27 protein-coding genes are annotated in these 25,775 nt (G+C 72.5%); 16 read left to right on the forward strand and 11 right to left on the reverse strand.

All coding sequences use genetic code 11. The annotated features are described in order from the left end of the window. Nucleotides 1-5: 5 nt before the first annotated feature. Nucleotides 6-896 (reverse strand): hypothetical protein, encoded by an 891-nt coding sequence (locus C8N24_RS33585; protein ID WP_170178774.1) that lies wholly within the window; start codon nucleotides 894-896, stop codon nucleotides 6-8. Between the two features lie 14 nt (nucleotides 897-910). Between C8N24_RS33585 and C8N24_RS01870 the strand changes: the two genes are divergently transcribed. After that, nucleotides 911-1,681, forward strand: a complete 771-nt coding sequence (locus tag C8N24_RS01870; protein ID WP_121247413.1) for an enoyl-CoA hydratase/isomerase family protein — start codon at nucleotides 911-913, stop codon at nucleotides 1,679-1,681. On the opposite strand, the gene C8N24_RS01875 is transcribed toward C8N24_RS01870, so the two are convergent. The 4 genes from C8N24_RS01875 to C8N24_RS01890 are packed head-to-tail and all read right to left on the reverse strand — an operon-like array spanning nucleotide 1,678 to nucleotide 6,797. Beyond that, nucleotides 1,678-3,171, reverse strand: a complete 1,494-nt coding sequence (locus tag C8N24_RS01875) for a thrombospondin type 3 repeat-containing protein (RefSeq protein ID WP_121247416.1) — start codon at nucleotides 3,169-3,171, stop codon at nucleotides 1,678-1,680. The genes C8N24_RS01870 and C8N24_RS01875 overlap by 4 nt on opposite strands. Next, entirely contained in the window at nucleotides 3,168-4,703 is a 1,536-nt protein-coding gene (locus tag C8N24_RS34560) for a thrombospondin type 3 repeat-containing protein (protein ID WP_211339804.1), read from the reverse strand. The genes C8N24_RS01875 and C8N24_RS34560 overlap by 4 nt, the downstream gene beginning before the upstream one ends. Continuing rightward, nucleotides 4,700-5,647, reverse strand: coding sequence for a hypothetical protein (locus C8N24_RS01885; RefSeq protein ID WP_147447570.1), 948 nt, complete (start codon nucleotides 5,645-5,647; stop codon nucleotides 4,700-4,702). The genes C8N24_RS34560 and C8N24_RS01885 overlap by 4 nt, the downstream gene beginning before the upstream one ends. 37 nt (nucleotides 5,648-5,684) lie before the next feature. After that, nucleotides 5,685-6,797 (reverse strand): UDP-N-acetylmuramate dehydrogenase, encoded by a 1,113-nt coding sequence (locus tag C8N24_RS01890; protein WP_121247422.1) that lies wholly within the window; start codon nucleotides 6,795-6,797, stop codon nucleotides 5,685-5,687. On the opposite strand from C8N24_RS01890, the gene C8N24_RS01895 reads away from it, so the two are divergent. The 10 genes from C8N24_RS01895 (at nucleotide 6,706) to C8N24_RS33590 (ending at nucleotide 18,696) form a co-directional block, all read left to right on the forward strand. After that, nucleotides 6,706-7,608: a 2-phospho-L-lactate transferase CofD family protein gene (locus C8N24_RS01895; protein ID WP_121247425.1), complete on the forward strand. Its 903-nt coding sequence runs from the start codon at nucleotides 6,706-6,708 to the stop codon at nucleotides 7,606-7,608. The two genes, C8N24_RS01890 and C8N24_RS01895, sit on opposite strands and share 92 nt — an antisense overlap. A gap of 162 nt (nucleotides 7,609-7,770) precedes the next feature. Then, nucleotides 7,771-8,490, forward strand: coding sequence for a CofC family guanylyltransferase (locus C8N24_RS01900; RefSeq protein WP_121247428.1), 720 nt, complete (start codon nucleotides 7,771-7,773; stop codon nucleotides 8,488-8,490). Between the two features lie 5 nt (nucleotides 8,491-8,495). Beyond that, nucleotides 8,496-9,227: a coenzyme F420-0:L-glutamate ligase gene (gene cofE, locus C8N24_RS01905; protein ID WP_211339805.1), complete on the forward strand. Its 732-nt coding sequence runs from the start codon at nucleotides 8,496-8,498 to the stop codon at nucleotides 9,225-9,227. Between the two features lie 192 nt (nucleotides 9,228-9,419). Continuing rightward, nucleotides 9,420-10,985 carry a S8 family serine peptidase gene (locus tag C8N24_RS01910; protein WP_170178775.1) on the forward strand — a complete coding sequence of 522 codons (1,566 nt, stop codon included), beginning with the start codon at nucleotides 9,420-9,422 and terminating at the stop codon, nucleotides 10,983-10,985. Between the two features lie 118 nt (nucleotides 10,986-11,103). Beyond that, on the forward strand, nucleotides 11,104-13,614 hold the full coding sequence (locus tag C8N24_RS01915; RefSeq protein WP_211339806.1) for a putative bifunctional diguanylate cyclase/phosphodiesterase: 2,511 nt from the start codon (nucleotides 11,104-11,106) through the stop codon (nucleotides 13,612-13,614). A gap of 65 nt (nucleotides 13,615-13,679) precedes the next feature. Then, a complete protein-coding gene (locus C8N24_RS01920) occupies nucleotides 13,680-14,627 on the forward strand; it encodes a sugar phosphate isomerase/epimerase family protein (protein ID WP_211339807.1) in 948 nt (315 codons plus the stop codon). Nucleotides 14,628-14,682: 55 nt separating this feature from the next. After that, nucleotides 14,683-15,324 carry an RNA ligase family protein gene (locus C8N24_RS01925; protein WP_121247437.1) on the forward strand — a complete coding sequence of 214 codons (642 nt, stop codon included), beginning with the start codon at nucleotides 14,683-14,685 and terminating at the stop codon, nucleotides 15,322-15,324. Then, nucleotides 15,321-16,433 (forward strand): AAA family ATPase, encoded by a 1,113-nt coding sequence (locus C8N24_RS01930; protein ID WP_211339808.1) that lies wholly within the window; start codon nucleotides 15,321-15,323, stop codon nucleotides 16,431-16,433. Before C8N24_RS01925 ends, C8N24_RS01930 begins: the two co-directional genes overlap by 4 nt. Nucleotides 16,434-16,535: 102 nt before the next feature. Then, the gene (locus C8N24_RS01935) at nucleotides 16,536-17,150 is read left to right on the forward strand and encodes a recombinase family protein (RefSeq protein WP_121247440.1); all 615 of its coding nucleotides are present in this window, start codon (nucleotides 16,536-16,538) and stop codon (nucleotides 17,148-17,150) included. Between the two features lie 358 nt (nucleotides 17,151-17,508). Then, nucleotides 17,509-18,696: a methyl-accepting chemotaxis protein gene (locus tag C8N24_RS33590; protein WP_170178776.1), complete on the forward strand. Its 1,188-nt coding sequence runs from the start codon at nucleotides 17,509-17,511 to the stop codon at nucleotides 18,694-18,696. On the opposite strand, the gene C8N24_RS01945 is transcribed toward C8N24_RS33590, so the two are convergent. From C8N24_RS01945 to C8N24_RS01955, 3 genes are all read right to left on the reverse strand, one after another. Further along, nucleotides 18,697-19,020 (reverse strand): winged helix-turn-helix transcriptional regulator, encoded by a 324-nt coding sequence (locus tag C8N24_RS01945; protein WP_170178777.1) that lies wholly within the window; start codon nucleotides 19,018-19,020, stop codon nucleotides 18,697-18,699. It lies immediately after the preceding gene. Nucleotides 19,021-19,115: 95 nt separating this feature from the next. Then, on the reverse strand, nucleotides 19,116-19,676 hold the full coding sequence (locus tag C8N24_RS01950) for an RNA polymerase sigma factor (RefSeq protein WP_170178778.1): 561 nt from the start codon (nucleotides 19,674-19,676) through the stop codon (nucleotides 19,116-19,118). A 63-nt stretch (nucleotides 19,677-19,739) separates the two neighbouring features. Continuing rightward, complete coding sequence (locus C8N24_RS01955) at nucleotides 19,740-21,401, reverse strand: alkaline phosphatase D family protein (RefSeq protein WP_121247452.1); 1,662 nt, start codon at nucleotides 21,399-21,401, stop codon at nucleotides 19,740-19,742. Nucleotides 21,402-21,420: 19 nt separating this feature from the next. On the opposite strand from C8N24_RS01955, the gene C8N24_RS01960 reads away from it, so the two are divergent. Further along, entirely contained in the window at nucleotides 21,421-21,975 is a 555-nt protein-coding gene (locus tag C8N24_RS01960; RefSeq protein ID WP_121247455.1) for an ABC transporter substrate-binding protein, read from the forward strand. A gap of 43 nt (nucleotides 21,976-22,018) precedes the next feature. On the opposite strand, the gene C8N24_RS01965 is transcribed toward C8N24_RS01960, so the two are convergent. Next, complete coding sequence (locus C8N24_RS01965; RefSeq protein WP_121252876.1) at nucleotides 22,019-22,378, reverse strand: hypothetical protein; 360 nt, start codon at nucleotides 22,376-22,378, stop codon at nucleotides 22,019-22,021. A 21-nt stretch (nucleotides 22,379-22,399) separates the two neighbouring features. Here C8N24_RS01965 and C8N24_RS01970 point away from each other — a divergent pair, with 21 nt between their 5' ends. Genes C8N24_RS01970 through C8N24_RS01980 form a run of 3 tightly spaced genes read left to right on the forward strand, consistent with a single transcriptional unit; the run spans nucleotide 22,400 to nucleotide 24,002 of the window. Next, a complete protein-coding gene (locus tag C8N24_RS01970; protein WP_121247458.1) occupies nucleotides 22,400-22,582 on the forward strand; it encodes a hypothetical protein in 183 nt (60 codons plus the stop codon). Nucleotides 22,583-22,592: 10 nt separating this feature from the next. After that, nucleotides 22,593-23,471, forward strand: a complete 879-nt coding sequence (gene ygfZ, locus C8N24_RS01975) for a CAF17-like 4Fe-4S cluster assembly/insertion protein YgfZ (RefSeq protein ID WP_245971737.1) — start codon at nucleotides 22,593-22,595, stop codon at nucleotides 23,469-23,471. Nucleotides 23,472-23,516: 45 nt separating this feature from the next. Further along, nucleotides 23,517-24,002, forward strand: coding sequence for a hypothetical protein (locus tag C8N24_RS01980; RefSeq protein ID WP_121247464.1), 486 nt, complete (start codon nucleotides 23,517-23,519; stop codon nucleotides 24,000-24,002). Here C8N24_RS01980 and C8N24_RS01985 read toward each other — a convergent pair. Together C8N24_RS01985 and C8N24_RS01990 are read right to left on the reverse strand one after the other, a co-directional pair. Then, nucleotides 23,968-24,759 carry a hypothetical protein gene (locus C8N24_RS01985; RefSeq protein ID WP_121247467.1) on the reverse strand — a complete coding sequence of 264 codons (792 nt, stop codon included), beginning with the start codon at nucleotides 24,757-24,759 and terminating at the stop codon, nucleotides 23,968-23,970. The genes C8N24_RS01980 and C8N24_RS01985 overlap by 35 nt on opposite strands. Next, nucleotides 24,756-25,286 (reverse strand): RNA polymerase sigma factor, encoded by a 531-nt coding sequence (locus C8N24_RS01990; RefSeq protein ID WP_170178780.1) that lies wholly within the window; start codon nucleotides 25,284-25,286, stop codon nucleotides 24,756-24,758. Before C8N24_RS01990 ends, C8N24_RS01985 begins: the two co-directional genes overlap by 4 nt. 133 nt (nucleotides 25,287-25,419) lie before the next feature. On the opposite strand from C8N24_RS01990, the gene C8N24_RS01995 reads away from it, so the two are divergent. Continuing rightward, the gene (locus C8N24_RS01995; protein WP_121247470.1) at nucleotides 25,420-25,770 is read left to right on the forward strand and encodes a response regulator; all 351 of its coding nucleotides are present in this window, start codon (nucleotides 25,420-25,422) and stop codon (nucleotides 25,768-25,770) included. Nucleotides 25,771-25,775 lie beyond the last annotated feature (5 nt).

Here is a 25,775-nt window from a genome sequence, read left to right on the forward strand (position 1 = left end):
CGGCGTCAGCCGCGGCGGTCGTGCTGCGGTTCCACGCGGGCCGCGAGCGGCGCTTCCCCGGCGCGGTACGGGTCGGGCTCGGGCGGGAGCGGGCGCCGTGGGCGCAGGCCCGCGCCGAGCATCAGCAGCCCGCCCGCCAGCAGGATCAGCGGCCAGATGAACAGCGTCTCGCCCCGCGCGGCGGCGACGATGAACAGGATGAGGTTGATCACCCCGAGGTAGGCGGGACCGGGCGAGCGGTCCAGCGCGCCGAAGGCGACGAGGCCGAGGCCGGCACCGAGCACGACCACCTCGAAGAAGGCGGGCAGCTCGTCCCCGGAGGCGACCGCGAGCCAGGCGATGGCGATGCCGGCCGCGTCGATCAGCACCTCGGCGTGGCGGCGGGCCGGTAACCGCAGCGCGAGCGCCGCGAGGACGAGGGCCGCGGCGTACGCGAGCAGCAGCCAACGCGCGAACGTCTCCCCCGCGACGGCTTCGATCGCGACCCCGCCCAGCAGCGCGGCGATGAGCAAGGAGATGGCGCTGTTGCGCGCGAACGCAGGCCACAGCGCGAGCCCCGCCACCACGACCGAGACGACGACCAGCACCCACGCCGGCGGGAGCTCGTCCAGCGCACCGCCGAGCGCGACCAGCAGCCCGCCGTAGACGAGCGGCAGCCCGGTGCACAGGAGCACCGACTGGTACGCGGGCGGCTCGCCCTGCTCGTTCGGCGCCTGCGCGCCCAGCCAGAGCAGCAGCGCGCCCGGGAGCAGCAGCAAGGCCGCGTCCACGCCGATCGGCAGCGTGTCCTGGAGGCGCAGCACGGTGAGCGCCACGCCCACCGCCAGCGACACGCCGCCGGCCGCGATCACGGGCCCGCGGTGCGGCGGCGGCCGCAGCAACTCGCGCAGGCTCATCAGAATCAGCCTATATGCCCGACCTCGTGCTCACCGAGGATCGCGACGCGGTCCGCCACGTCATCCTCAACCGCCCCGAGAAGCGCAACGCCTTCGACGAGGACCTGATCCTCGCGCTGGGTGAGGCGCTGCGCGCCGCCGACGACGATCCCGCTGTGCGGGTGGTCGTGCTGCGCGGCAACGGCCCGGTGTTCTCCGCCGGGATGGACGTCGCGACGCTGGGACGCGTAGGCGCCGAGCCCGCGCGGTTGCGCGAGCTGAGGCGCGCGTGCCTGGACGCCTGGAACCTGTGCGAGGAGATGGCGAAGCCGACGGTGTGCGTGATCCACGGCGTCTGCCTGGGCGGCGCGCTGGAGCTCGCGCTGGCGTGCGATCTGCGCGTGATGACCGAGGACGCGTTCGTCGGCCTGCCGGAGACGCGGCTCGGCCTGGTGCCGGACGTCGGCGGTTCCTCCCGGCTGCCGCAGGTGGTCGGGGTCGGCCGGGCGAAGGAGCTGATCCTCACGTCACGCGTGATCGGGGCGGTCGACGCCGAGCGGTACGGCCTGGTCAACCGGGTCGGCGGGATGCAGGTGGCGAGCGCGCTGGTGGATGAGCTGCTCGGGTGCGCGCCGGTGGCGGTCGGGTTGGCGAAGCGGCTGATCGACGCGAGCGCGCGGCCCGCGCTGTCGACGACGCTCGAGCTCGAGGTGCTCGCGCAGGAGCAGTGCGTGCGCACCGAGGACGTGCGCGAGGGGGTGACGGCGGCCGCCCAAAAGCGGCCGCCCGTCTGGAAGGGGCGCTAGCCGCGCTTCTTGCCCTTGCGCGCCGCGAACAGCTTCGCCTTGACGAGGTACGCGCGGCCGGCCTTCACCTTGACCGGCCGCTTCTCGCCCTTGACGGCCAGGGAGACGCTGCCGCGGCCGACCTCGGTGAGGGTGCCGTCGCAGCGGTCGGTCGTGTTGAAGGTGGCGCTCTTGGCGGTGGCGGTGCTGGCGCCGCCGAGGGCGCGGAAGTAGCCCTTGACGACCATCGAGATCGACCGGACGACCGTGCCCTTGGCCGACCGGCCGGTGCAGCGCGAGGCGGCGCCCGGCGGCGTCAGCAGGGACACGTCGGTGGCGATGGTGGCCGCCTTGGCCTTGGCGCGCTTCTGCTTGATGCGGAAGATCGCGGCCTTCATGCGCGCGGACTGCTGCTTGGCGCGACGGTCCGTGGAGGCGAAGCTATTCGCCGCGGCGTCGATCTCGACCTCGCCCTTGCGGGTGTCGACCTCGGAGCCGAGCGGGATCGAGGCGGCACCCTTGAGCGGGACGAACTCGCCGGCCTGGAAGGGCGCGCGGAGGCCGCTGAAGCCCAGCGGCGTGCGGGTCGGGAGCTTGACGAAGACCTCCCCGGAGAGCACCTGGACGACGCTGGTCTCCCCCGGCTTGGGCGGGATGTCGCCGCGCTCGAACACCTCGCACGCGTTGCCGACGCCGTCCTTGTCGGCGTCCGCCTGGTCGCTGTTGGCCACGTCCGGGCAGTTGTCGGCGGTGTCGGGCACGCCGTCGTTGTCGCGGTCGGGGTTCGGCGGTGGTGGCGGGGCGTCGACGACGAAGTCCGCGCGCGCCGGCGAGCGGTTGTCGGCGGCGCCGTAGACGTCCACCGCGTACACGGCCAGCGAGTGCGGGCCCGGCGGGAGGCCGCCGAACGACGACGGGTTCTTGCACGGCGCGAACTCGCCCCGGTCGATCGCGCACATGTACGACGCGTTCCCGACCGTCGAGCCGAACGTGAACACGGGGCCGACGGCCGACACGATCGTCGTGTCCGGCTGGCGGACGGTGGAGAAGGCGACGTCGTCGATGTCGAGCGCGTAGACCTCGCTGCCCGTGTCCGGGTTGCCGCTCACGGACACGATCGTGGCCTTTCCGTCGGGATCCGCGAGGACCACGGGGACCCAGGTGTTCGCGGGGCCCTTGACGCTCTGGCTCGCCACGCACGGCGGCTGCAGCGGACACGCCTCGAACGTCACGCCACCGCCCGCAGGCACGCGGACGAACAGCTCGACCAGCGCCTGCGGCGCCTGGAACTGGAGATACGGATAGCCGCACTTGGCCGGCATGTACGTGCCGCGGTCCGGATCGCTGCCCGTCTCGGCCGTGCCGCCGCACTCGCTGGAGATGTACGCGCCGCCCTCCTCGACGGGCGTGCTCTGCCCCGGCTTGAACTTCACGACTGTCGGCGACTGCGCGGCCGCGGGCCCGGCGAGCACGCTCACCAGCACCGCGGCCAGCAGCAGCACCCGCTTCATCGCGCGGCCCGGGCGGCGAACAGCTGGGCCTTGACGAGGTACGAGCGCCCCGCGGGCACCCGCTTGAGCGTTCCCTCCTTGCGGTCGTAGACGGACACGCGGCCCTTGCCGACGTCGGTGCGCGTGCCGTCGCAGCGGTCGCGGGTGACCCAGGTGGCGTCCGGGGCGGTGGTGATCGCGGCGCCGCCGATCACGCGGAAGAAGCCCTTGGCCGTGGTTGCCGTGAGGCTGCGGACCGTGTTGCGGCTGCGGCCCTTGATCGGGCCGGAGCGGCTCATGCGGGCGCAGGCCGCCTCGGCACCGGGCGCCGACTGCAGGGCGAGATCGGTCGAGACCGACGCGCTCGAGCCGCGCTTGGCGCGCTTCTGGCGGATCTGGAAGATGCCGGCCGACAGCTTCGCGCTGCGCTCGGCGCCGCGGCCGTTGAGCTCGGACGCCATCGCGACCGTGCCCTTGCGCGTGTCGACGACCGAGCCGACCGGCACGGACGCCTGGCCCTTGAGCGGCACGAAGCCGGACTCGGCCTGCTTGAGCGAGCGGGTGGACGCCGGCGCGGGGAACTTGACGTACACCTCGCCGGCGATCACGTCGACGTTCACGCGCTCGCCGGCGATCGGGGCCAGCGTGCCGGGCTCGCCGACCTCGCACGCGTCGCCGACGCCGTCCTTGTCGGCGTCCGCCTGGTCCGCGTTCGCGACCGCCGGGCAGTTGTCGCTCGCGTCCGGCCGGCCGTCACGGTCGCCGTCGGGCGCGACCGGCGCCGACTGCGGCACCGGCGGCCCCGCGATCGTCCACGAGTAGGACGCGGGCGTCAGGTCGGGCTGGCCGTAGCGATCGGTCATGGCGACCGTGAAGACGTGGTCGCCAACCGCCAGCGGGCCGGTCACGAACGGCGCGCGGCACGGCGCGGACGCGCCGTCCAGCGTGCACTCGAAGCCCCGGTCGGGCTGGTTGCCGGCGAAGTAGAAGCGGCCCTCGGAGAACGACACGATCTCGGTGTCCGGCTGGTCGACGTCGCTGTAGGCGATGTCGTCCAACGTGTACGCGGGGCAGTAGTACGGGTTCGCGCAGTCGAACGTCACGGAGCGGATGCCGGCGCCCTTGAGCGTCACGGCCTGCCCGAACGCCCCGGTCTGCGTGAACCCACCATCGGCGACGAGGGCGCCCGCGGCGTCGCGCGCCTGGATGCTCGTCGGCTCCGCGCCCTCTCCGGTGCTCCCGCCCGAGACCCACAGCGACACCACGCGCTGCGGCTGGTCGAAGGCGATCGTGAGCGACTTCGCGTTCACGTCGAGCGCCTGCGCGCTGTCGAGGCCCGGCGCCGTGACGTACGCGCACGAGACGGGCGCGGGAGCGCTCGCGAACGAGGTCAGGCACGTCGAGCGGAAGGTCACGCCGGGGTAGGCCGCGGAGTCGAGGTTGGTCTGTGGAAGCCCTTCGAACCCGAGCACCGTCGGCGGCGGGGCGAGCGCCGCCTGCGCCGGCGCCGCCACGGCGAGCGTGGCGAGGACGGCGGCGACCAGCAGCCTCACTTGCAGGACTCGAGCTTGCTGGCCGTCCCGACCGCGATGCAGCGCGACTGGCGCGCGCCGAGGCCGCTCGCCTTCACCGGCCACTTGAAGTAGCTACCGGTCGCGCCGAACTTGTAAGTGCTCTTGCCCGTCTTGCCGAGCGTCACGAGCAGCTCGATGTTGGCGCCCGCGCGCACCGTCTTGCCGGCGAGCTTGTTGAAGACGACGCGGCCCTGCTTCTTCGCGCGCACGGTCTGCGAGCCGCAGCCCTTGCACTTGACGACGAGCTTGGCGCCCTTGGGCACGCGGTCGACCGCCAGGCGGGAGATCTCGATGCCATTGCCCGCGGGGGCCCACGACAGCGCCGGGGTGACCTTCAGCTCGGGCGGGCAGCCGCCGAAGCGCTCGATGCCGGCGACCTCCGGGCACTTGTCGAGCTCGTCCAGGGAGCCGTCGTCGTCCTTGTCGAAGAAGACATCGGCCTTGAAGGCGATCGGGCCGCCGGCCGCGCCCACGCCGCCCACCTGCACGGTGTAGTTGCGCTTGCCGGCGAGGACGAGGCGCAGCGGGCCGGGGCTCGTGGTGCAGTCGACCATGCGGGTGATCTGCGACGCGTCGTTCCACTCGTAGACCGCCACGGCGACCGGGAAGGCGGCGGTGGCGCTCAGCTCGACGCCGCCGGAGAAGCGCGGCGGCAGGTCGTACCAGACGGTCTTGCCGAAGATCGCGCCCTTGCAGGCCGTGTTCTCGCTGCTGCCACCGCCGAGCGGCAGCCCGTCACGGCTCGGGTTGAACAGGTCGGGCTGCGTCGTCGCCTCGGTCGTGTCCACCGTCGTGGTGAACTCGGCCCGGTCGATCGGGCTGGAGGCGAGATAGGGATCGTTGGGCGGCGGGGCGGCGACGGCCGGAGCAGCGAACGCCGCCATGGACACGGCGGCGGCGAGGAGAGACTGGGCGATGCGCATCGCCCGGCACTCGAACACACTCGGCCGCCGAGGTCAATCACTCCCACGAATGACCGACAAGCACCGGTTCCGGGTGCAATGCGACGCCGAACCGCTTCTGGACGCCGTTCGCGATCTCCCGCGCCAGATCCATCAGCTCCGCGGTGGTCGCCTCGCCGCGGTTCACGAGCGCCAGCGTGTGCTTGCTGGAGATGCCCGCACGTCCGTCTCCGAACCCCTTGTGGAAGCCGGCGCGCTCGATCAGCCACGCCGCCGACGTCTTGATCCGGCCGTCAGGCTCTGGCCAACCGGGTGGGTCGCCGGGGATCCGCGCCCACTCGGCGTGGTCGAGGATCGGGTTGGTGAAGAACGAGCCGGCGCTGACCGAGTCCGGGTCGCCCTCGTCGACGACCATGCCCTTGCCGCGGCGCAGGCCCAGGACCGCCTCGCGCACGTCGGCGAGCGGGGCGCGCCCGCCGACCGGCACGTCAAGCGTCCGGCACAGCTCGGCGTACCGCAGCGGGCCGGACTCCCCGCTCTCGGGCAGCCGGAACGCGACCGCGAGCACGGTCCAGCGACGGCGGTACTTAAAGACGCTGCGGCGGTAGTCGAACTCGCACTCGGCGGCGGTCATCAGCCGTACCTCGTCGCGCTCGCGGTCGTACACGCGCACCCAGGCGACGGTCTCGCTGACGTCCTGCCCGTACGCGCCGACGTTCTGGATCGGCGTCGCGCCGGTCGAGCCGGGGATGCCGGACAGGCACTCGATCCCCTGCCGGCCCTCGGCGACGGCACGCGCGACGACCGCGTCCCACGGCTCCCCCGCCTGGACGATCATCAGCCCGTTCTCGAAGCTGATCCCGCCTGTGCGGACGAGCACGACCGTGCCGGGGAGGTCGGCGTCCGCGATGACGACGTTCGAACCGCCCGCGAGCACGAGCGTCGGGTCCTCGCGCACGGCGGCGACGAGCTCCGGCTCGGTCTCGACGGTGACGACCCGCTCGGCGGAGCCACCCAGGCGCAATGTGGTGAGAGCGGCTAACCGCATGCGCCGCCTCAGGCTATAAGGTGCTCCGTCAGTGGCATCCGTCGTCCTCCTCGCTGGGGGTACCGGAGGCGCGAAGCTGGCCCGAGGCCTGCTGGACGAGCTCGGGCCCGAACTGGTCGTCATCGCCAACACCGGCGACGACGTCGAGATCTATGGCGCGCACGTCAGCCCCGACCCCGACCTGATCACGTTCTGGCTCGCCGACCAGATCGACGAGCGCGGCTGGGGCCTCGCCGAAGACACGTTCCACGCGATGGACCAGCTGCGCGCGCTCGGCGAGCAGATCTGGTTCAACCTCGGCGACCGCGACCTGGCGATCGGCCTGCACCGTGCGCAACGGCTCGCGGCCGGCGGCCGGCTCACGCACAGCATCGAGGACCTGCGGCGCGCGTTCGGCGTGCCCGCCCGGGTGCTCGTGCCGACCGACGCGCCGCTGCGCACCTGGATCCGCTCGGGCGGGAACTGGCACGCCTTCCAGGAGTTCATGATCCGCGTCAAGGGCCCGCTCGAGGACGTCGAGTACCGGGCGGAGCGCCCGCCGGAGCCGACCGCGGAGGCGCTCGAGGCGATCAGCGAGGCGAGCGCGATCATCGTCGGCCCGAGCAACCCGGTGCTGTCGATCGACCCGATCCTCGCCGTGCTCGGCGACGCGATCCGCGAGGCGGCCGCGCCCGTCGTCGCGGTCTCGCCGCTCGTGCGCGGGGCGGTGCTCAAGGGCCCGACCGCCGACTGCCTCACCTGGGCCGGCCAGACGCTGGACTCGGACGGCATCGCCGACCACTACGGCGACCTGCTGTCGGGCCTCGTCGCGGACGAGCGCACCGACCTCGTCCCGACCCTGGAGACCGACGTGGAGCTCGGCGACGCCGAGTCCCGCCGCCGCGTGGCGCGCGAGGTTCTGGAGTTCGCCTCCGCGCTGGCACACGCGGCCTGAAGCACCACGCATTCCGGCGGGCCCCGCCCGCCGCTGCCGGGCGGCGGCCGCCGCACCCGTACCACCAGTATGCGAGCGGCGTCCGCCGCGGGCACCGACGACCGGTGCAGTCGCCGGGCGATGCGCGGCGCTTCCGGCCACGTGTACTAGCGTGACGGCCCGATGCGGACCGTCGCCATCCTCCCCGTCAAGTCGTTCGGCCGGGCCAAGCAGCGCCTCGGCCACGCGTTCCCCGACCGCCCCGCGCTCGCGGCCGCGATGGTCGCCGACGTGCTCGAAGCGCTGGCGGCGGTGCCGTCGCTGGACGGCGTGATCGTCGTCACGGCCGAGCCGATCGCCGCGGAGATCGCCCGCGGCATGGGCGCGCAGGTCGTCCACGACCCGGACGAGACCGGCCAGTCCGACGCCGCCGCGCGTGGGGTGGCCGCGGCGCTGGGCCGCGACGTGGCCGGCGCGAGCGCGGGCGGCACGAACGCGGGCGCGGCCCGTGACGGCGTCGTGCTCGACCCGGCCGCGGCCCGCGCCGACCGCGTGCTGCTCGTCCCCGGCGACTGCCCCGCGCTCGATCCCGACGAGGTCGAGGCCCTGCTCGGCCGGCGGGCGCCCGTCGTGATCGTCCCCGACCGCCACGGGACCGGCACGAACGCGCTCCTGCTCTCGCCGCCCGACGTGATGGCGCCGGCCTTCGGCGAAGGCTCGTTCGAGCGCCACTCGGGCCTGGCGAGCGCGGCGGGCGCCGAGCCGGACGTCGCGGACGTCCGGACGCTCGGTTTGGACGTGGACACGCCGGACGATCTCGCCGCCCTGCGCCGCGCGTTGGAGATCCACCCGGGTGGCGCCGTCCGCACGCGCGCGCTCCTCGACCAGGCCATCGCGGCCTAGGCTCGATGATCGAGCTCCTCGCGCTGCCCGGCCTGCCCGAGGTCCGCCCGGGTGACGACCTCGCGCAGCTGATCCTCGCCACCGGCGTCGAGCTCACCGGCAGCGACGTCCTCGTCATCGCGCACAAGGTCGTCTCGAAGTCCGAGGGCCGGATCGTCGACCTCGCCGACGTCACGCCGGGCGCCCGTGCGCGCCAGCTCGCCGCCGACCACGGCAAGGACCCGCGGCATGTCGAAGTCGTCCTCAGCGAGGCCGCGCAGCTCGTGCGCGCCGACGGCGGACGGCTGATCTGCCGCACGCGCCACGGGTTCGTGTGCGCGAACGCGGGCGTCGACCAGTCCAACGCGGCTGAGGCCGAGCAGCTGATCCTGCTCCCGCTCGACCCCGACGCTTCCGCGCGTGCCCTGCGCGCGCAGCTCCCCGGGCACCCCGCGGTCGTCGTCACGGACTCGTTCGGCCGCGCCTGGCGCACGGGGCAGTGCGAGGTCGCGATCGGCGTCGCCGGCCTGCGGCCGCTCGAGGACTGGCGCGGCCTGCCCGACACGGCCAGGCGCGAGCTGCACGCCACCGTGATCGCGATCGCCGACGAGGCGGCCGCGGCGGCGGACCTGGTCCGCGGGAAGGACACCCGCGAGCCCGCCGTCCGCGTGCGTGGCCTGGAGCGGCACATCACGGCGGACGACGGGCCCGGGGTTGCTCCACTCGTGCGCAAGCTCGAGGACGACCTCTTCCGCTGATCCCGCCACATCGGGTCCGCACCCGTCGAACACCCGTCCAACCGGACTCGACGGACCGCTTCACGGCCGATGGGGACTGGAGCAGTTCCCCGAATCAAGGCACACGGAGGTGCCCTGACAGTGTTGAGATCCACGAGCCGTGCGCGACGGAGCGCAATAGCGGCGCTGATAGCCGTAGCGGTACCCCTGACCGTGGCCACGGCGGCCGACGCCGCCCCGACCGCAGCCGCGCGCCTGGCCGCCACGGCGAAGCAGTCCCCGAACCGCAGCGTCACCGCGATCGTCCAGTTCAAGGTCCCCGAGGCCAAGGCGAAGCGGATCGTCAAGGCGCACAAGGGCACGATCACCGACAAGCTCCCGGCCGTCCAGGGCTTCGCCGTCCGGCTGCCGGCCAAGCAGGCCAAGGCGCTCAAGAGCGCCAAGGGCGTCCTGAACGTCACGCTGAACGCGAAGGTCAACTCGACGAGCTTCTCGCCCGAGCTGCTGGCGACGAACTTCCCGAAGACGACCGGCGCCGACCAGGCGTGGGCCGCGGGCCTGACCGGCAAGGGCGTCGGCGTCGCGATCATCGACTCGGGCATCAACGGCGACATCGCCGACTTCAAGAACGCCGACGGCACGTCGCGCGTCACGAACGTCATCTCGAACCCCGGCGCCACGGGCGCGGGCGACCCTGTCGGCCACGGCACGCACGTCGCGGGCATCGTCGGCGGCAACTCGGCGTTCCGCACCGACGGGCTCGCCGGCAAGTACACCGGCATCGCGCCGGAGGCCGACCTCGTCGCCATCAAGACCTCCGACGACGCGGGCAACTCGACCGTCCTCGACGTGATCAACGCGCTGCAGTTCGTCGTCGACCACAAGGACGAGCTGAACATCAAGGTCGTGAACCTGTCCGTGTCCGCCGACACGCCGGGCTCCTACCGGACCGACCCGCTCAACGCCGCCGTCGAGTTCGCGTGGCACGCGGGCGTGGTGGTCGTGTCCGCCGTCGGCAACCGCGGCGACGCGGCCGACGCCGCGCAGTACGCGCCGGGCAACGACCCGTACGTGATCTCGGTCGGCGCGACCGACGAGCGGGAGACCGCGGCTCCGGCCGACGACACGGTCGCCGACTTCTCCAGCCGCGGCCGGACCATCGACGGCTTCAACAAGCCGGACGTGTTCGCGCCGGGCGCGAAGATCGTCGCCCCGCTCGCGGCCGGCTCGGCGTTCTCGCAGCTCGCGCCCGCCACCAGCATCTTCGAGGGCGGCCAGTACATCCGCATCGGCGGCACGTCGATGGCCTCCCCCGTCGTCGCGGGCGCCGCCGCGCTGCTCCTGCAGGCCCGCCCGGACCTGAACCCGGACCAGGTCAAGGCGCTGCTGACCGCGAACGTCACGACGACCGCCGACGGCGTCGGCCAGGTCAACATCCCGGCCGCGCTCGCCGCGCAGGTCTCCACGGCCGCCAACGCCGGGCTGACTCCGAACCTGTCGGTCGCCACCGCGCTCACGCTGGCCGGCATCGACCCGACGCGCGCCACCTGGACCAAGGCGACCTGGACCAAGGCCACCTGGACGAAGGCGACCTGGACTCGCGCGACCTGGACCAAGGCCACCTGGACCGCCGGCGCCAGCGGCACGACCGCCCCGTGGGCGCGTGCCACCTGGACCTGCGCGGCCTGCGAGAGCGCGGGCGACGGCGTCGACCCGACCAAGTCGACCTGGAGCCGCTCGACCTGGTCCCGCAGCACGTGGTCGAGCATCGAGTGGTGAGCGCGGACGAGCGCGCCACCTGGGGCGGGAAGTAGACACCACCGATCGCGGGCGGCCACACGGCCGCCCGCGGCGCTTAACCCCTCAAATCGCTGGGTTCGCGGTCGATCACATGGACGTGGGACTGCGCGTCATCCGCAAGATCGAGCCGATCTGGGGCCTCATCTTCGCCCTCTCGGTGATCTCCGCCGTGCTCTACTTCGCGTTCGTCCGCGACTTCGAGGCGATGCAGACGCCGGAGATCGCCTGGTACGTGATCGCCGTGCTCGTGCTCGCGACCGAGCGCTTCCCCGTCGAGCTCGAGTTCCGCCGCAGCTCGCACTCGTTCTCGCTGACGGACATCCCGCTCACCGTCGCGCTGATCTTCACCACCGGCACGCACGCCTTCTGGGCGATCGTCGGCGGCTCGCTGATCGCGCTGCTGCTGCGCCGGCTGCCGCTGATCAAGTTCTGCTTCAACGTCGCGCAGATCGCGCTCGTGGCGAACGTGATGCTCGTGCTCGTCCACCTCGCCTCCGGGATCGACGACGACTTCGGCCCGCTCGCGTGGCTGGCCGTGCTGGCCGCGACCCAGCTCGGTGGCGTGCTCACGATCGCGCAGATCATCGCCGCGATCGTGTTGACCGAGGGCAGCGTCTCCCGCGAGCAGGTCCGCCAGATGTTCGGCATGGACTTCGTGGTGACGCTCACCGGCACGGCGATGGCGCTCGTCTCGTCGATCCTCTGGATCGAGCGGCCCGCGGCCACGCCGTTGCTGGCGCTGCCGATCCTGGTGGCGTTCGGCGGCTACCGCGCCTACGTGCACGAGCGCCAGGGCCACGAGAAGGTCAAGTTCCTCTACGAGGCCAACCGGACGCTGAGCGAGTCGCCCGAGGTGGCGATCGCGCTGGAGGGCCTGCTCGAGCGGGCCCTCGGCGCGTTCCGGGCCGAGCAGGCCGAGGTGATCCTGTTCGCCGGCGACGGCGGCGCGCCGCTGCGCACCGGGCTCGGCCCCGGCAACGCGCGCGAGGCGATGGCGCTGATGGACCATGACGCGGCGGTCGCGCTCCGCACGCTCGCGGAGGAGTCCGAGGACGCGATCGCGCTCACCGACCCCTTCCCCGCCTCGATCGCCGCGTACCTGGCGGGCCGCGGGGTCCGCCACGGCATGCTCGGCGTGCTGCGCGGCGAGGACCGCGTGATCGGCACGCTCATGCTGGCCAACCGCTACGGGCTCTCCCGCGGCTTCACGCGCGGCGACCGCGCGCTGTTCGAGACGCTCGCCGCGAACGCGTCCGCCGCGCTCCAGTTCGACCGCCTCGAGCAGGCCGTCACCGAGCTGCGCGACCTGCAGGACCAGCTGACGCACCAGGCCCACCACGACCCGCTGACCGGGCTCGCGAACCGCTCGCTGTTCTCCCAGCGGGTGCGCGAGGCGCTCGAGTCGGGCGGGGCGGACAAGGTCGCGGTCATGTTCATCGACCTCGACGACTTCAAGGGCGTCAACGACACGCTCGGGCACGCGATCGGCGACGAGCTGCTGCGCGGCGTCGCCTCGCGGCTCGTGCGCTCGGTGCGCAAGGAGGACGTGGTCGCGCGCCTCGGCGGCGACGAGTTCGCCGTGCTGGTGCAGCGCGACGAGGACGTCGAGCAGGGCGCCGCCGAGTTGGCCGAGCGCACGCTCGCCGCGTTCCTGGCGCCGGTCCAGGCCGGCGAGAAGCCGCTGAACGTGTCGCTGTCGATCGGCATCGCCGCCTGCCAGCACAACCGCACCGCCACGGACGAGCTCCTGCGCGACGCCGACGTCGCCATGTACGAGGCCAAAGAGGGCGGCAAGCGCCGCTTCGCCGTCTTCACGCCCGCGATGCGCGACTCGATCGTGCGCCGCCACGGCCTCAAGGAGGAGCTGGCGCGCGCCCTCAAGCAGCGCGAGCTGATGGTCCAGTACCAGCCGATCGTGGACATCGGCACCGGCGAGACGATCTCGGTCGAGGCGCTCGTGCGCTGGAACCACGCCGACCGCGGCCGGATCCCGCCCGCCGAGTTCATCCCGCTGGCGGAGGACACCGGCCTGATCGTGCCGCTCGGCCGCTACGTGCTCGAGGAGGCGTGCCAGTCGGTCGTCGCCCGCTCCGACACCCTCCAGGTGCAGGTCAACCTGAGCGCGATCGAGCTCGAGCACCCGGACCTCATCCCGACGATCCAGGACGTGCTGCGGCGCACCGGCATCCCGCCGGGCCGGCTCGTGCTCGAGGTGACCGAGACGCTGCTCGTCAAGGACGCCGAGCGCGGCGCCGAGACGCTGCAGCAGCTGCGCGACCTCGGCGTGCAGCTCGCGCTCGACGACTTCGGCACGGGCTACAGCTCGCTCTCCTACCTGCGCAACCTGCCGCTCGACACGCTCAAGATCGCGCGGGAGTTCGTCGAGGGCCTGGCCTTCAGCGACCACGACGCGGCGTTCGTGCGCCTGATCGTCGGCCTCGCCAAGACGGTCGGCCTGAAGGTCGTCGCCGAGGGCATCGAGACCCGCGAGCAGCTCGACATGCTGCGCGAGATCGGCTGCGACCTCGGCCAGGGCTACTACTTCGCCGCGCCGATGGACGTCGACGCCGACTGGCACTCCGCACCCGTCGCGGCGGCGCTCGCCTAGAGGAGTAACGTCCGTCCGCGAAGGGGCCGGTCGGGAGAGCCAGGCCCCGCGAGAGAGGAGCGTTCATGTCCAGTGAACACCGCGGGCTCGGCCGGCGCGACTTCCTGCTCGGAGCGGCGGGCGCCGCGGCGGTGCCGATGGGCCTCGGCGCGCTCGGCGCGCCGGCCCACGCGCACGGCCATCCCCACGGCGGCTGGGGCCACGGCGGGTCGATCCCGCGTGAGCAGATCAGCATCCAGCTCTACACCGTGCGCGAGCAGCTCACGGCCGACCTCGACGGCACGTTGCGCGCGCTCGCCCGGATCGGCTACCGGACGGTCGAGCACGCGGGCTTCGCCGGTCGCACCGCGGCGGAGTTCAAGGCGGCGCTGCGGCGGGCGGGCCTGCGCGCGACGTCCGGCCACCAGGCCGTCCCGTACCCGTTCGACGCCGCCGCCTGGCGCGCGCAGCTGCAGGACGCGGTGACGATCGGGCAGCGCTACATCGTCACGCCGGTCACCCCGGCGACGTTCGGCCCGACCGGCGGCACGTCCCTGCTGACGACCGCGGCGCAGTGGAAGGACTACGCCGCCGTCTGCAACCAGGCGGGCGCGATGGCCCGCCAGTACGGGCTGCGGTTCGGCATCCACAACCACAACTGGGAGTTCGGCGCGCTCCAGGACGACACCCCGCTGGTCGGCTACGACTTCCTGATCTCCGACACCGACCCGCGGTTCGTGCACTTCGAGATCGACCTGTACTGGGCCTGGTACGCCCACCGCGACCCGGTGCAGCTGATCGCCGTCCTCGGCGACCGCGTGCGCCAGTTCCACGTCAAGGACATGCGGTTCAACCCCGGCCACGTGGCCACGTTCGCCGACCCGGGCACGGGCGTGATCGACTTCGCGCGGATCTTCCGCGCGGCGGGCGACCCGCGCGAGCACGAGTACATCGTCGAGCGCGACGACGCGCTCGCCGTCGCGCTCACCACGGCGCAGGTCGGCTACGACTTCCTGAGCCGGATCCGCTTCTGATCCGTGCGGCGGGGCCGCGTGCGCTTCGGCGCCGCGGCCTCTACCGTGCCGCGGCGTGGAGCGCACGAAGTACCCACGCACCTGGCACCTGCCCGACTCACCGAACCGCGGCGCGGACGGCGATCACGCCTACGCCGACTACGCGACCTTCACCGGGCGCGAGGTGGTCGTGACCGAGAAGCTCGACGGCGAGAACACGACGATCTACGCCGACGGGTACACGCACGCCCGCTCGGTCTCCTCGGGCTACCACGCCACCCGCACGTGGGTGCGGGCGCTGGCCGGGCGCGTGGGGTACGAGCTGCCCGCGGGCTGGCGCATCTGCGGCGAGAACACGTACGGCCGGCACTCGATCGAGTACGACCGGCTGCCGTCCTACTTCCAGCTGTTCGCGGTCTACGACGCGGAGGACCGCTGCCTGAGCTGGGACGACACCGCGGCGTGGGCGGAGCGCCTCCAGGTGGACCTCGTGCCGCTGCTCTACCGCGGCCTGTTCGACCGGGTTCGAGTCCTGTCGCTGCTCGCAGGCGCGTCGGCGTTCGGGCCCGAGCGCGAGGGCGTCGTGGTGCGCTGGGCGGACGCGTTCGCGGTCGCCGAGCACCAGCGCGCGGTGGGCAAGCTCGTCCGCAAGGACCACGTCAAGACCGACCAGCACTGGATGAGCGGTGCGGTCGTGCCGAACGGGCTGGCGTCGTGATCGCGATCGGCGCGGAGTTGCGCGCGGAGGACGCGCCGTGGCTGGCCGCCATGGCCGAGACGCCGCAGAACCCGGAGTACCACGCCGAAGGTGATGTGCTCGCGCACACGCGGATGGTCTGCGACGCGCTCATCTCCGCCCCCGGCTGGGACGAGCTGGACGCCGTGACGCGTGAGGAGCTGTGGCTCGCGGCGGTGCTCCACGACGTCGGCAAGCCGGCGACGACCCGGTTCGAGGACGGCCGCTGGACCGCGCCGGGCCACGCGCGGCGCGGCGCGATCATCGCGCGCAGGCTGCTGTGGGAGGCGGGCGTCGAGCCGCGGGCGCGCGAGCGGATCTGCGCGCTGGTCCGCCACCACATGGCCCCGTACCACCTGATCGCGCAGCGGGACGCCGTCCGCCGGTGCGTCCAGATCTCGCTCGAGGCAGGCGTGGTCCGCCAGCACCGGCTCACCCGCGCGGACGCGCTCGGGCGGATCGGGTCGGGCGTCGACGCGCTCGTGCTCAACGTCGACCTCTTCGCCGAGTACGCGGCCGAGCTCGGCTGCCTGTACGAGCCGTACCCGTTCGCGTCCGACCACGCGCGCTTCACCTACTTCACCCGCACCGACCGCGACCCCGCGTACGCCGCCTACGACGACACGCGCAGCCGCGTCGTCGTGCTGTCCGGGCTGCCCGGCGCGGGCAAGGACCTGTGGATCGCGCACCATGGCGACGGCCGACCGGTGATCTCGCTCGACGACCTGCGGCGCGAGCGTGGGGTCAAGCGCGGCGACACGACCGCCGAGGGCCACCTGATCCAGGACGCGCGGGAGCAGGCGCGCGTCTACCTGCGCGCGGGCGAGCCGTTCATCTGGAACGCGACGAACCTCTCCGCGCAATTGCGCGGTCAGACGATCGCCCTCTGCGCGGACTACCACGCGCACGTCACGATCGTCGCCGTGGAGGCGGCCGCGGACGACCTCAGCCGCCGCAACCGCGATCGCGAGCACCCCGTTCCGTGGCCGTCGATCGAGCGGATGCTCGACCGCTGGGAGGCGCCGACGCCGGCCGAGTGCCACCGCCTCGAGGTGTGGTCCGACACCCTTGACGGCGTGTCAGCGCCCTGACATCGAGTACGCGAGAGGGACATTCATTGCGTATGGCCTGTTGATCGGCGTACGTCCCACTGGTAGGCGTTCCGATGCTGGGACGAAACGGTGGGAGTGGCAGTGATCGAAGCCAGCACGGCCCGTTGGGAGCGGCCACGCGCACTCGGCTACGTGTGCGCGACGGCCGCCGACGAGATGGAGTTCACGCGTGAACGCGTCGAGATCCGGCGCTGCTGCGATGAGCGCGGGCTGGAGCTCGTGCGCGTCGTCGGCGACGTCGACCCCGAGGGGCGCGACCAGCGCCCCTCCCTGGTGTGGGCACTCGAGCAGCTCGCCGAGCACCGCGCGGAGGTGCTGGTGCTCGCCCGGCTCCACGACCTGTCCGCCAACGCCGCCAACCTCCGTCCGCTGCTGACGTGGTTCAACGACGAGCGGCGCCGGCTGATCGCACTCGACCTGGCGCTGGACACGGCCACCGAGAGCGGCAAGCTGATCGCGCTCGCCAACGCGCGCGTCCACGACCGCGGCCGCACGTCGGTCGCCGACATACCCGAGCTGCAGGAGCGGATCGCGCGCATGCGCGAGCGCGGGATGACGCTGCAGGCGATCGCCGACGCGCTCAACGCGCAAGGCGTGCCGACACTGCGGGGCGGGGCCCTGTGGCGGCCGTCGAGCGTCCAGCGCGCGACGGGCTACCGGCGCCCGTCCACGGGCCGCGGCGTCCAGCTCGGATGACGCCCTCCGCGGGCGCCGGACCTCGGGAAGGAACTCGGCCCGGCGCCAGATGAGGGAACGCGCGGAGCGCGCCGGCCCTGTCGCTCCCCAGTGACTCGGGCCGCTGCGCGGTGCGCGCCTGCCCTGGGCGCGCACGTGGTGGTCACGTCCCTTCTCTTGCCGCGTACGCGGGCGATTACACCGCGATCGCGCCACCTCCCGCGAATGCTGACGGGAACGTGCGTATACGCAATTCGAGTGACCTGGACGACCCGTCGATGCCAAACCGAACGCGAATCGCGCAAACCTCCCAAGATGAACGGTTCTTCAGCGGTCGGCTCAACACGAGCGTCTCTGCGCCGATCACATGATCGTGTCCTTGCTTCGTCGCACTCAACCCGCTCCCGCGGTCGCCGCGCCAGACGTGGCCGCGGACGAGCTGCGCGCCCGCCTGCGCAGCTTGCACGATCACTGCCTCACCAACCTCCTCGCGGGTCTGGACGCGATGAACCAGGGCGACCTCACCGTACGCGTGGACCCGGCGACCAAGCCGATCGCCACGCGGTCGGACAACCCCGAGACGCAGGAGCTGGTCGAGCTCTTCAACTCGATGCTGGAAAAGGCTCAAGCCGCGCTCGTGGGGTACAACAGCGTGCGCGAGACCATGCGGTCCGCGCTCGGCGACCAGTCCTGCCTGGACGGTCTGCAGGACCGGCTCGACAGCCTCTCCCAGCACTGCCTGACCGGGCTCGGAGAGGGTCTCGGCGCGATGGCGCGGGGCGACCTCACCGTGGACGTCCAGCCCGTCACGACCCCAATCGAAGCGCCGCACGGCGCGAACCTCGGCACCCTCGGCGAGACCTTCAACGTCATGCTGGGCCAGGCCCAGGGCGGGCTCGAGCTCTACAACGAGACGCGCCGCGGCGTCGCGACGATCGTGGACGGCATCGGCGAGAGCGCCGAGCGCGTCTCGGGCGCCTCGCAGGAGATGTCGGCCACGACCAGCGAGACGGGCACGGCCATCGAGGACATCGCCCGCCTCTCCTGCGGCGTCGCCGAAGGCGCCGAGCGCCAGATCAAGAGCATCGCGGACGCCGAGGCGATCAACCGCGAGGCCGTCGAGCTCGCCGCGCACGCCTCGCACCTCGCCGGTCAGGGCGTCGCCCTGACCACCCAGATCGCCGCGATCGCCGACCAGACGAACCTGCTCGCGCTCAACGCCGCGATCGAAGCCGCCCGTGCGGGTGAGACCGGCCGCGGCTTCGCGGTGGTCGCCGACGAGGTCCGCAAGCTGGCCGAGTCCTCCAACGGGACGGTGCGTGAGACCGAGGCCGCGTTCCACGGGCTGTCGGACAGCATCACGAGCGTCTCGGCGTGCATCAACCGGATGGCGGAGGCCACGAGCGAGGTCGGGCAGATCGCGCGCGACGCCAGTGCCGCCACGAGCGACGTGTCGGCGGCCACGCAGCAGTCCTCGGCCGCCACGCAGCAGATCGCCGCGGCCAGCGCCGACCTCGCCGCGATGGCGACGTCGCTCGCCGGGCTGGTCGAGAACTTCAGGCGATAGCTACGCCGCTCTCACGCGTGCGGCCGCGCGAGCGTCGAAGCGGTCACGCGCCTCTTCGACCCGCTTGCCGTGCGCGAGCGACCAGGAGCCGAGCGCCTTCAGCGGCGGGGCCATGGTCGCGCCGAGCGGCGACAGCGCGTACTCCACGCGCGGTGGCACCTCGGCGTGCACGCGGCGGACGAGGAGGCCGTCGCGCTCCATCGCGCGCAGCGTCTGCGTGAGCACCTTCTCCGAGATCGGAGCGAGGTCCTCGAGCAGCTCGTGGTAGCGGCGGGTGCCGTCGCCCAGCGCGAGCAGGACGTCGACGGACCACTTGGAGCTCAAGAGTCCGATCGAATCCCGGATGAGCCGGGCTGAGCGCGTGCGCTCGGCGACTCTGCGGACGCGGGCGTGGTCACCCACGGGCGGTGCGGTCGTGGTCATGCCTGTGCTCCCCTCAGCTTGAGTCCCAGCGCCCTCAATGCGCGGGACACGCGCAGCCGCGCGGCGTTCTGGGTGCAGCCCAGCTCGCCCGCGACCTCCTCGTAGTCCAGTTGCTGTACGACGCGAAGCTCCAGCGCCCGCTGCTGCTCCGCCGGCAGCGCGCGGACGGCCATACGCAGCAACGGGGCCAACGACGACGCGACCATCCGCTCGTCGACGGCCTCGTAGTCCTCGCACTCGGCCCACGCCGTCGGCATGCCCATCCGCTCGCGAGCCGCGCTCTCGATCCGGTTGTGCTTGTGGTACTGCCGCAGCAGGTTGCGCGCGATCCCGAACAGCCACGGCGCCCCCGAGCCGTCGGCCATGTCACGAAAGCGCCGGCTGGAGTGCCAGGCCTGGGCGAACGTCTCCGCCGTGAGATCCAACGCGGCGGAGTCGGACCCGGTCTGGCGTGAGAACCACGAGTGCACCCAGGTCGCGTACCGGTCGTAGAACTCCCGGAAGGCGGCCGGATCCTGTCTCGCATCGGCGAGGAGATCAGCATCGGTTCTGGTCACGTGGTGCGTAGCGGCTCCCAGCGGTTCGCTACCTGATCATGACCCCAGCGCGAAGAGTGTGTCTTAAGTCCTCGCGAAGACGCGGTTGGGTTCGATCGATCGCTCGAACACCCGCTCCATGATCGGGTCGCCCTTGCCATCCTCCGGCGGGAGCGCCTTGACGAGCACGAACTTGGCGCGCTCGCCCTCGAACTCCAGCCAGGCGACCTGGTTGTTGAACCACGGCTTCTCGTGCGCGAGGCGCCAGCGGACCTCGGGGTCCTTCACGCCCGCGGCCTTCGCGAACAGCCGGGTGAAGCGGCCGGCGGCGCGTGTCCAGGCGCCGAGGATGACCCGCCGCTCGTTCGCGTCGAGCGGGTTGCGGAACGGCGAGCAGACCGCCTGCCAGACCGCGGACTGCACGCCGCTGCCCGGCGGGAAGCCGATCTCGGCCAGGTACGCGTGGTGGACGTCGCCGCTGAGGACGGTGATCGTGGTCGGCGCGTCGCCGTGCTCACCGGCCCCGACCGCGCGCAGGTGGGCGATCATCCGGTGGAAGGAGTCCTGGAAGGCGGGCCAGTGCTCGAGGTCGAGCTCCTGGCGGAGCTTCTCGGCCACCCGCTTGACGAGCTTGCCCCAGCCGCCGTCGGCCGTGACCTCGTTCCAGGACTCGAGCCAGTGCATCGCCGGGCCCATGATCAGCGGCAGCGACGTGCCGATCATCAGGTGCTCGATGTCCCCGGTCGCGTGCTCCTTGATCCACTCCCACTCGTCGGCGTCGACCATCGAGCGCTTGCCGGGGTCCAGCACGCGGCCGGCCCGCGAGTCGACCATCACCAGCCGCGCGGGGCCGATGTCCCGGCAGAAGCTCCAGCGCGTGCCCTCGACCTCCGCGTCGGCGCGGCGGGCGTACTCGCGCAGCCGCTCCGTGGGCTCGTCGCCGTGCTGGAGGTCCTGGTAGAGCTGGTACTCGGCGCGGTCGGCGTGGGACAGGTTGCCGAGGTGCTGGTAGATCAGGTAGCTCTCGAAGGCGGCGACGATCCGGCGCCGCCACCACCCCTTCTGGCGCATCTCGGCCAGCCACTCGACCGACGTGTTCCAGTCGTCGTGGACGTCGTGGTCGTCGAAGATCATCGCGCTCGGCACCGTCGACAGCAGCCAGCGGATGACCGGCTCGCCCCAGGACGCCGTGTACAGGTCCACGTAGTCGTCGTACGTCTCGACGAACTCGCCGTCGAGCTGCTCCTCGACGTCGGGGTGGACCTCGTCGGCGTAGACCTGGTCGCCGAGCAGGATCAGCCCGTGCGGGTAGGTCTCGACGGGCTGGTGCATCAGCTCGAGCGCGAGGCCCCGCAGCGCGTCGACCTCGCGGCCGCGCGGGTCCTCGTCCTTGCGCAGCGTGTACGGCGGCTCGTGCGGCGCGGCCACGCGGCAGGAGCCGAAGAGGACCTTCACGTGGTCGGAGGGCGTCTGCGTGCGGATCACGCTCGGCGGGAACGCGCTGTCGGGCTCCGGCCAGACGACCTCGCCGTCCAGCGCCACCTCGTACGGCGTCGTGGCGCCGCGCGGGAGACCCGTCACGTGGACGAGCGCGTAGTGGTGGCCCTCGACCGTGAACGTGTGCTCGAAGCACGGCTCGACGCCCTCGGGACGCACCTCGACGCGGCACGGGCCGTCGGTCTGCACCCAGATGGTGGCCTCGTCCTCGGTCGTGTGCCGCAGGAGCGGGCCCAGGTGCAAGTTCACGGTCCGCCACCATACCCGGGTGCCGCGCGCCCTCATACCGCTTCTCGCTCTCATCCTCGTCGCCTGCGGCAGCACGCAGACGACCAGCCAGTTCGGGGAGGTCCCGATCGTCCTGCCGCCCCGCGTGACCGCGGACGACGCGGGCGTCTACTTCGCCACGTACCGCACCTACGACGAGGGCGAAGGCGTCGAGCTCGAGCCGTCAAGAGAAGGTGACGCCGACTTCCGGATCACCGCCACGCCGCCGTCCGGGTGCACGGTGGTGATGGCCATCGTGCCGCCCGCCAAGCTCGTGCTGTGCGTGGACGAGGTGATCCTCCAGGACGACCGCGCGAAGGTCGTCGCGGTCGTGCGCGCGCTGCAGCGGGGCTACGAGCAGGCGCAGAAGGAGCCCGAGGAGGCGCTGAGCGCGATGACGCAGGAGGTGCCGGACGCGGACACCGACGCGCTGGCGGCCGAGCTGGACGACGCGGCGCCCGCGTGGACCGCGGGCCAGCCGTACTTCGGGGCGATCGAGCGTGGGGCGGGACGCGACTCGTCCGTCGCGCGCGACGCCCACGAAGCGGCCGGTTAAGGTCGGATGATCGGGGTGGGGCGGAGGGGCTGCCCCACCTTCACTATTGAGCCCGGAGGCGCTTGAACTCCTCGCGCCAGGACTCCGGGCGGCCCCACGTGTTGATCGTCTCGACGCGGCCCGCGCGCACCTCGCGCAGGGCGAGCTCGCCCGCGATGTCCTTGTCGTCGAGCAGCCGCAGCGTCCCGCGCACGACCTCCGGCGCGGCCGCGTGCCCGAAGTGGTGCGCGACGATCAGGTGGAAGTGCCAGTCGTAGTTGGAGTACGGCTGGGCGTTGCACGTCACGAGCAGCGTGGCGGCATCGACGTAGTGGTCCTCGTCGACGCGCAGGTCGAGCTCGAGGTCGGTCCAGTCCGACGGCAGCGCGTCGAGGATCTGCTGGAAGTCGTCGGCAAGCGGCATGATCTGCACCAGAGCGTACTAATGGCGTCTGCTCCACTCCCCCACGACCTCGACGGGCTGCTCGCGCTGCTCGAGCGGCTCGACGGCGCCGAGGAGGCGCAGGTGGTGCGGAGCGCCCTGTCGGCGGGCGTCGCGCGCGACCGCGTGCTCGATGAGCTCGAGCGGGAGGTGCGGCGCCGGCTGGCCCGCCTCGAGGAGCGCTAACGTTTCGTCAGTGACCACCTTCGTCGTCGATCGATCCGAGCGCGGCAAGCTCGCGCTGACGGGCGCCGAGGCCAAGGACTTCCTGCACGGCCAGGTGACCAACGACATCCTGGCCCTGGAGCCGGGCAAGGGCTGCTACGCCGCCTTCCTGACCCACAAGGGCAAGATGCTCGGCGACCTGCGGGTGTTCGACCTCGGTGACGAGCTGCTGATCGACTGCGAGCGGGTCGCGCTCCAGGAGCTGTTCAACCTGCTGCGGCGGACCAAGCTCGGACGCGACGTGGAGCTGCACAAGCGCACGCTCGAGATGACGCTGCTCTCGGTGATCGGCCCGGACGCGCCGGACCTCGCCGGCCCCGACGAGCACGACAACGCGCGCGTGGAGCTGGGCGGCAAGACGGTCGTGGCCGTCCGGACCGACGTCGGCGTCGACGTGTTCTGCTGGGCGGAGGACCGTGAGGCCGTCCGTGGCGCGCTGGACTTCCCCGACGGCGACGAGGCCCTCGCGGAGGTGGTCCGCGTGGAGACCGGTCGCCCCCGCTACGGCGTGGACCTCGACGACAGCGTCATCCCCCAAGAGGCGGGCCTCAACGAACGCGCCGTCTCGTTCACCAAGGGGTGCTACGTCGGTCAGGAGACGGTTGCCCGGCTCTTCTACCGCGGCAAGCCGAACCGGCGGTTGCTGGGCCTGAAGCTCGACGAGCCGGCACCTTCGGGCACCGAGCTGCGCCTCGGCGAGAAGGTCGTCGGCAAGCTCGGCTCGGTGGTCGTGTCGCCCGAGCACGGGCCGATCGCGCTCGCGCTCGTGCGGCGCGAGGCGAACCCCGGGGACACGGTGGAGGCCGACGGCGCGTCGGCGCTCATCGTGGACATCCCGTTCGCGCGGTAACGTTCACCTTTGTAGCAATCCGCACCCGATGAAGGGAGCCGCCCGATGGCCGCTCACGTGATCGTGCTCGCCAATCGCACCGCCGCGGCGCCTGAGCTGATCGAGGCGCTCGTCCACCGTGGCGAGCGGGGGCCGATCGTGGCGACGCTGGTGATGCCGGCCGGCGGCCCGGGCACCGCGGAGCGAGCCGTCGCGCACGAGCGGCTCGAGGGCGCGTTGATGGAGTGGCGCCGGGCCGGGATCAAGAGCTGCGACGGGATGGTGTGCGACCCGCACCCGCTCGAGGCGCTGTCGGAGGTGTGGGACCCGATGCGCCACGACGAGGTGATCGTCGCGACGCTGCCGGGCCAGTCCTCGAGGTGGATCCGCGCCGATCTCCCGCACGCGGTCGCGCGCTACACGGGCGTGAGCGTCATGCACGTGGTCGCACACGACCCGGAGGAGCACGTCGTGACGTCCCCCGCCCCGGTGCACGAGAAGGCGCCGCTCGGGCCGCTCAGCGTCCTCGCGTGGGGCGGGCGGCGATCCTAGGCGACCACACGTACCTGGTGCTCGGCGTCTTGTCGAGCTTCAGGAGCGCCTCGGTCTGCTCGTTGAGCGGCAGCCGCTCGTAGACCGTCACCCGGTACTCGGGGCCGCGCAGCGCCTTGCCGTGCTTGCGCAGGATCGTCAGCTGGCCGGCGAGGGGTGCGAACGTGGTCGGATCGGCGTAATAGACGAAGCGCTGCGTGAAGCCGTCGTGCTTGACCTCCTGCACGAGCCGGCGGGCGTCACGGCCGTCGAAGCGGACGACGCCCTCGTCACGCACGTCCCCCTTGGCGAGCTGCTCGCGCAGGTCGGACGCCGGGTCGGTGCCGAACAGGTTCGGGCCGGTCGCCAGCTTGGCGTCGTCGTAGATCGTGACGACATCGCGCCGGGCGTTGTAGACCCGCAGCCGGTCGTCGGACGAGGCGATCTCGATCCGCCCGGCGCCCCGCAGCACCTGGCGCGTGCGCCAGCGGACCGGGTCCGCGGCGTACCACTGCTCGGTCTCGGACCCCGGGCGATTGCCCGGCAGGGTCATCCGGATCTTCATGTGGACGATCTCGCCCGTCGGCGCGAGCGCGGCGCGGGCGGCGGCAATCGCGTCGACGGTGCCGCCCCCGCCGGGCACGACGATCGCGGCGGCGGTCGCGGCGACGGCGATCGGCACGGCGAGGGCGAGCCGGCGCCCGGCGCGGCGTCGTCGGGTCCGGGCCGCACGGGTGAGGTCGCGGCCGAAGCTGTCCATGTAGGCGTCGAGGTTCATGTGGCGGTCGCCTCCCGGATGGCGATCGGGTCGAGGAAGTCGGCGAGCGCGGCCAGGCCGCGTGAGACGCGTGCGCGGGCCGCGGGTTCGGAGATGCGCAGCGAGCGGGCGACGTCCGCGTACGGCAGCTCGTCGACGATCCGCAGCTGGACGGCGTCCCGGATCGGCTCCGAGAGCGCGCCGAGCGCCTCGGCGAGGTCGCGGCGCAGGTCGGCGAGCGCGGCGCGTTGCTCGACCTCGCGCAGCAGCGCGTCGGACGCGGGCGGCCGTTCCAGGCCGAGCTTGGTCAGCGCCCGCTGCTCGGCGTGACCGCGGCGGTAGTACTGCGCCAGCTGGCGCTTGGCGATCCCGTACAGCCAGCCCGCCGCCTCCGCGTCCGTCGTGCCGCGGTAGCGTCGGCTGGAGGCCACGGCCTGGGCGAACGTCTCGGCCCACAGGTCGAGCGCCACCTCCGTGTCCGCCGTACGGCGCACCAGGAACACGAGCAACGCGTCCCGGTGGCGCTGATAGAGAGCATCAACGTCCATCGGCCCTTCAGTTGCACCAGCTAGGGCGACTGTGACACTGGCGCTACTCCCCCCGGCAGGGTGCGGCTGCCCGCTCCGGTGACACGAGCTACCGCGCTTTTGAGGAGCGCCCGTTGCGGGGATAGTGATCGCAATGCCACAGACCGTCCTCATCGTCGACGACCACGCCGGGTTCCGCAACGCGGCGCGTGCGCTGCTCGAGGCGGACGGCTACCGCGTGGTGGGCGAGAGCGCCACCGGCGGCGAGGGCATCGCCGCCGCCGAGCGCCTCCGGCCCGACGTCGTCCTCCTCGACATCGGCCTCCCCGACGTGGACGGCATCGAGGTCACCCGCCGCCTGTCCCGCATGGGCGGCCCCGCCGTCGTCCTGACGTCCAGCCGCGACGCCTCCGACTACCCGCCGCACTTCGACCACTGCGGCGCCCGCGGCTTCGTCCCCAAGGCCGAGCTCTCCGGCTCGGCGATCGCCGCCTTCGCCGCCTAGCGTCG

Source organism: Solirubrobacter pauli (genome assembly GCF_003633755.1).
In the GTDB taxonomy this organism is placed as follows: Bacteria; Actinomycetota; Thermoleophilia; order Solirubrobacterales; family Solirubrobacteraceae; genus Solirubrobacter; species Solirubrobacter pauli.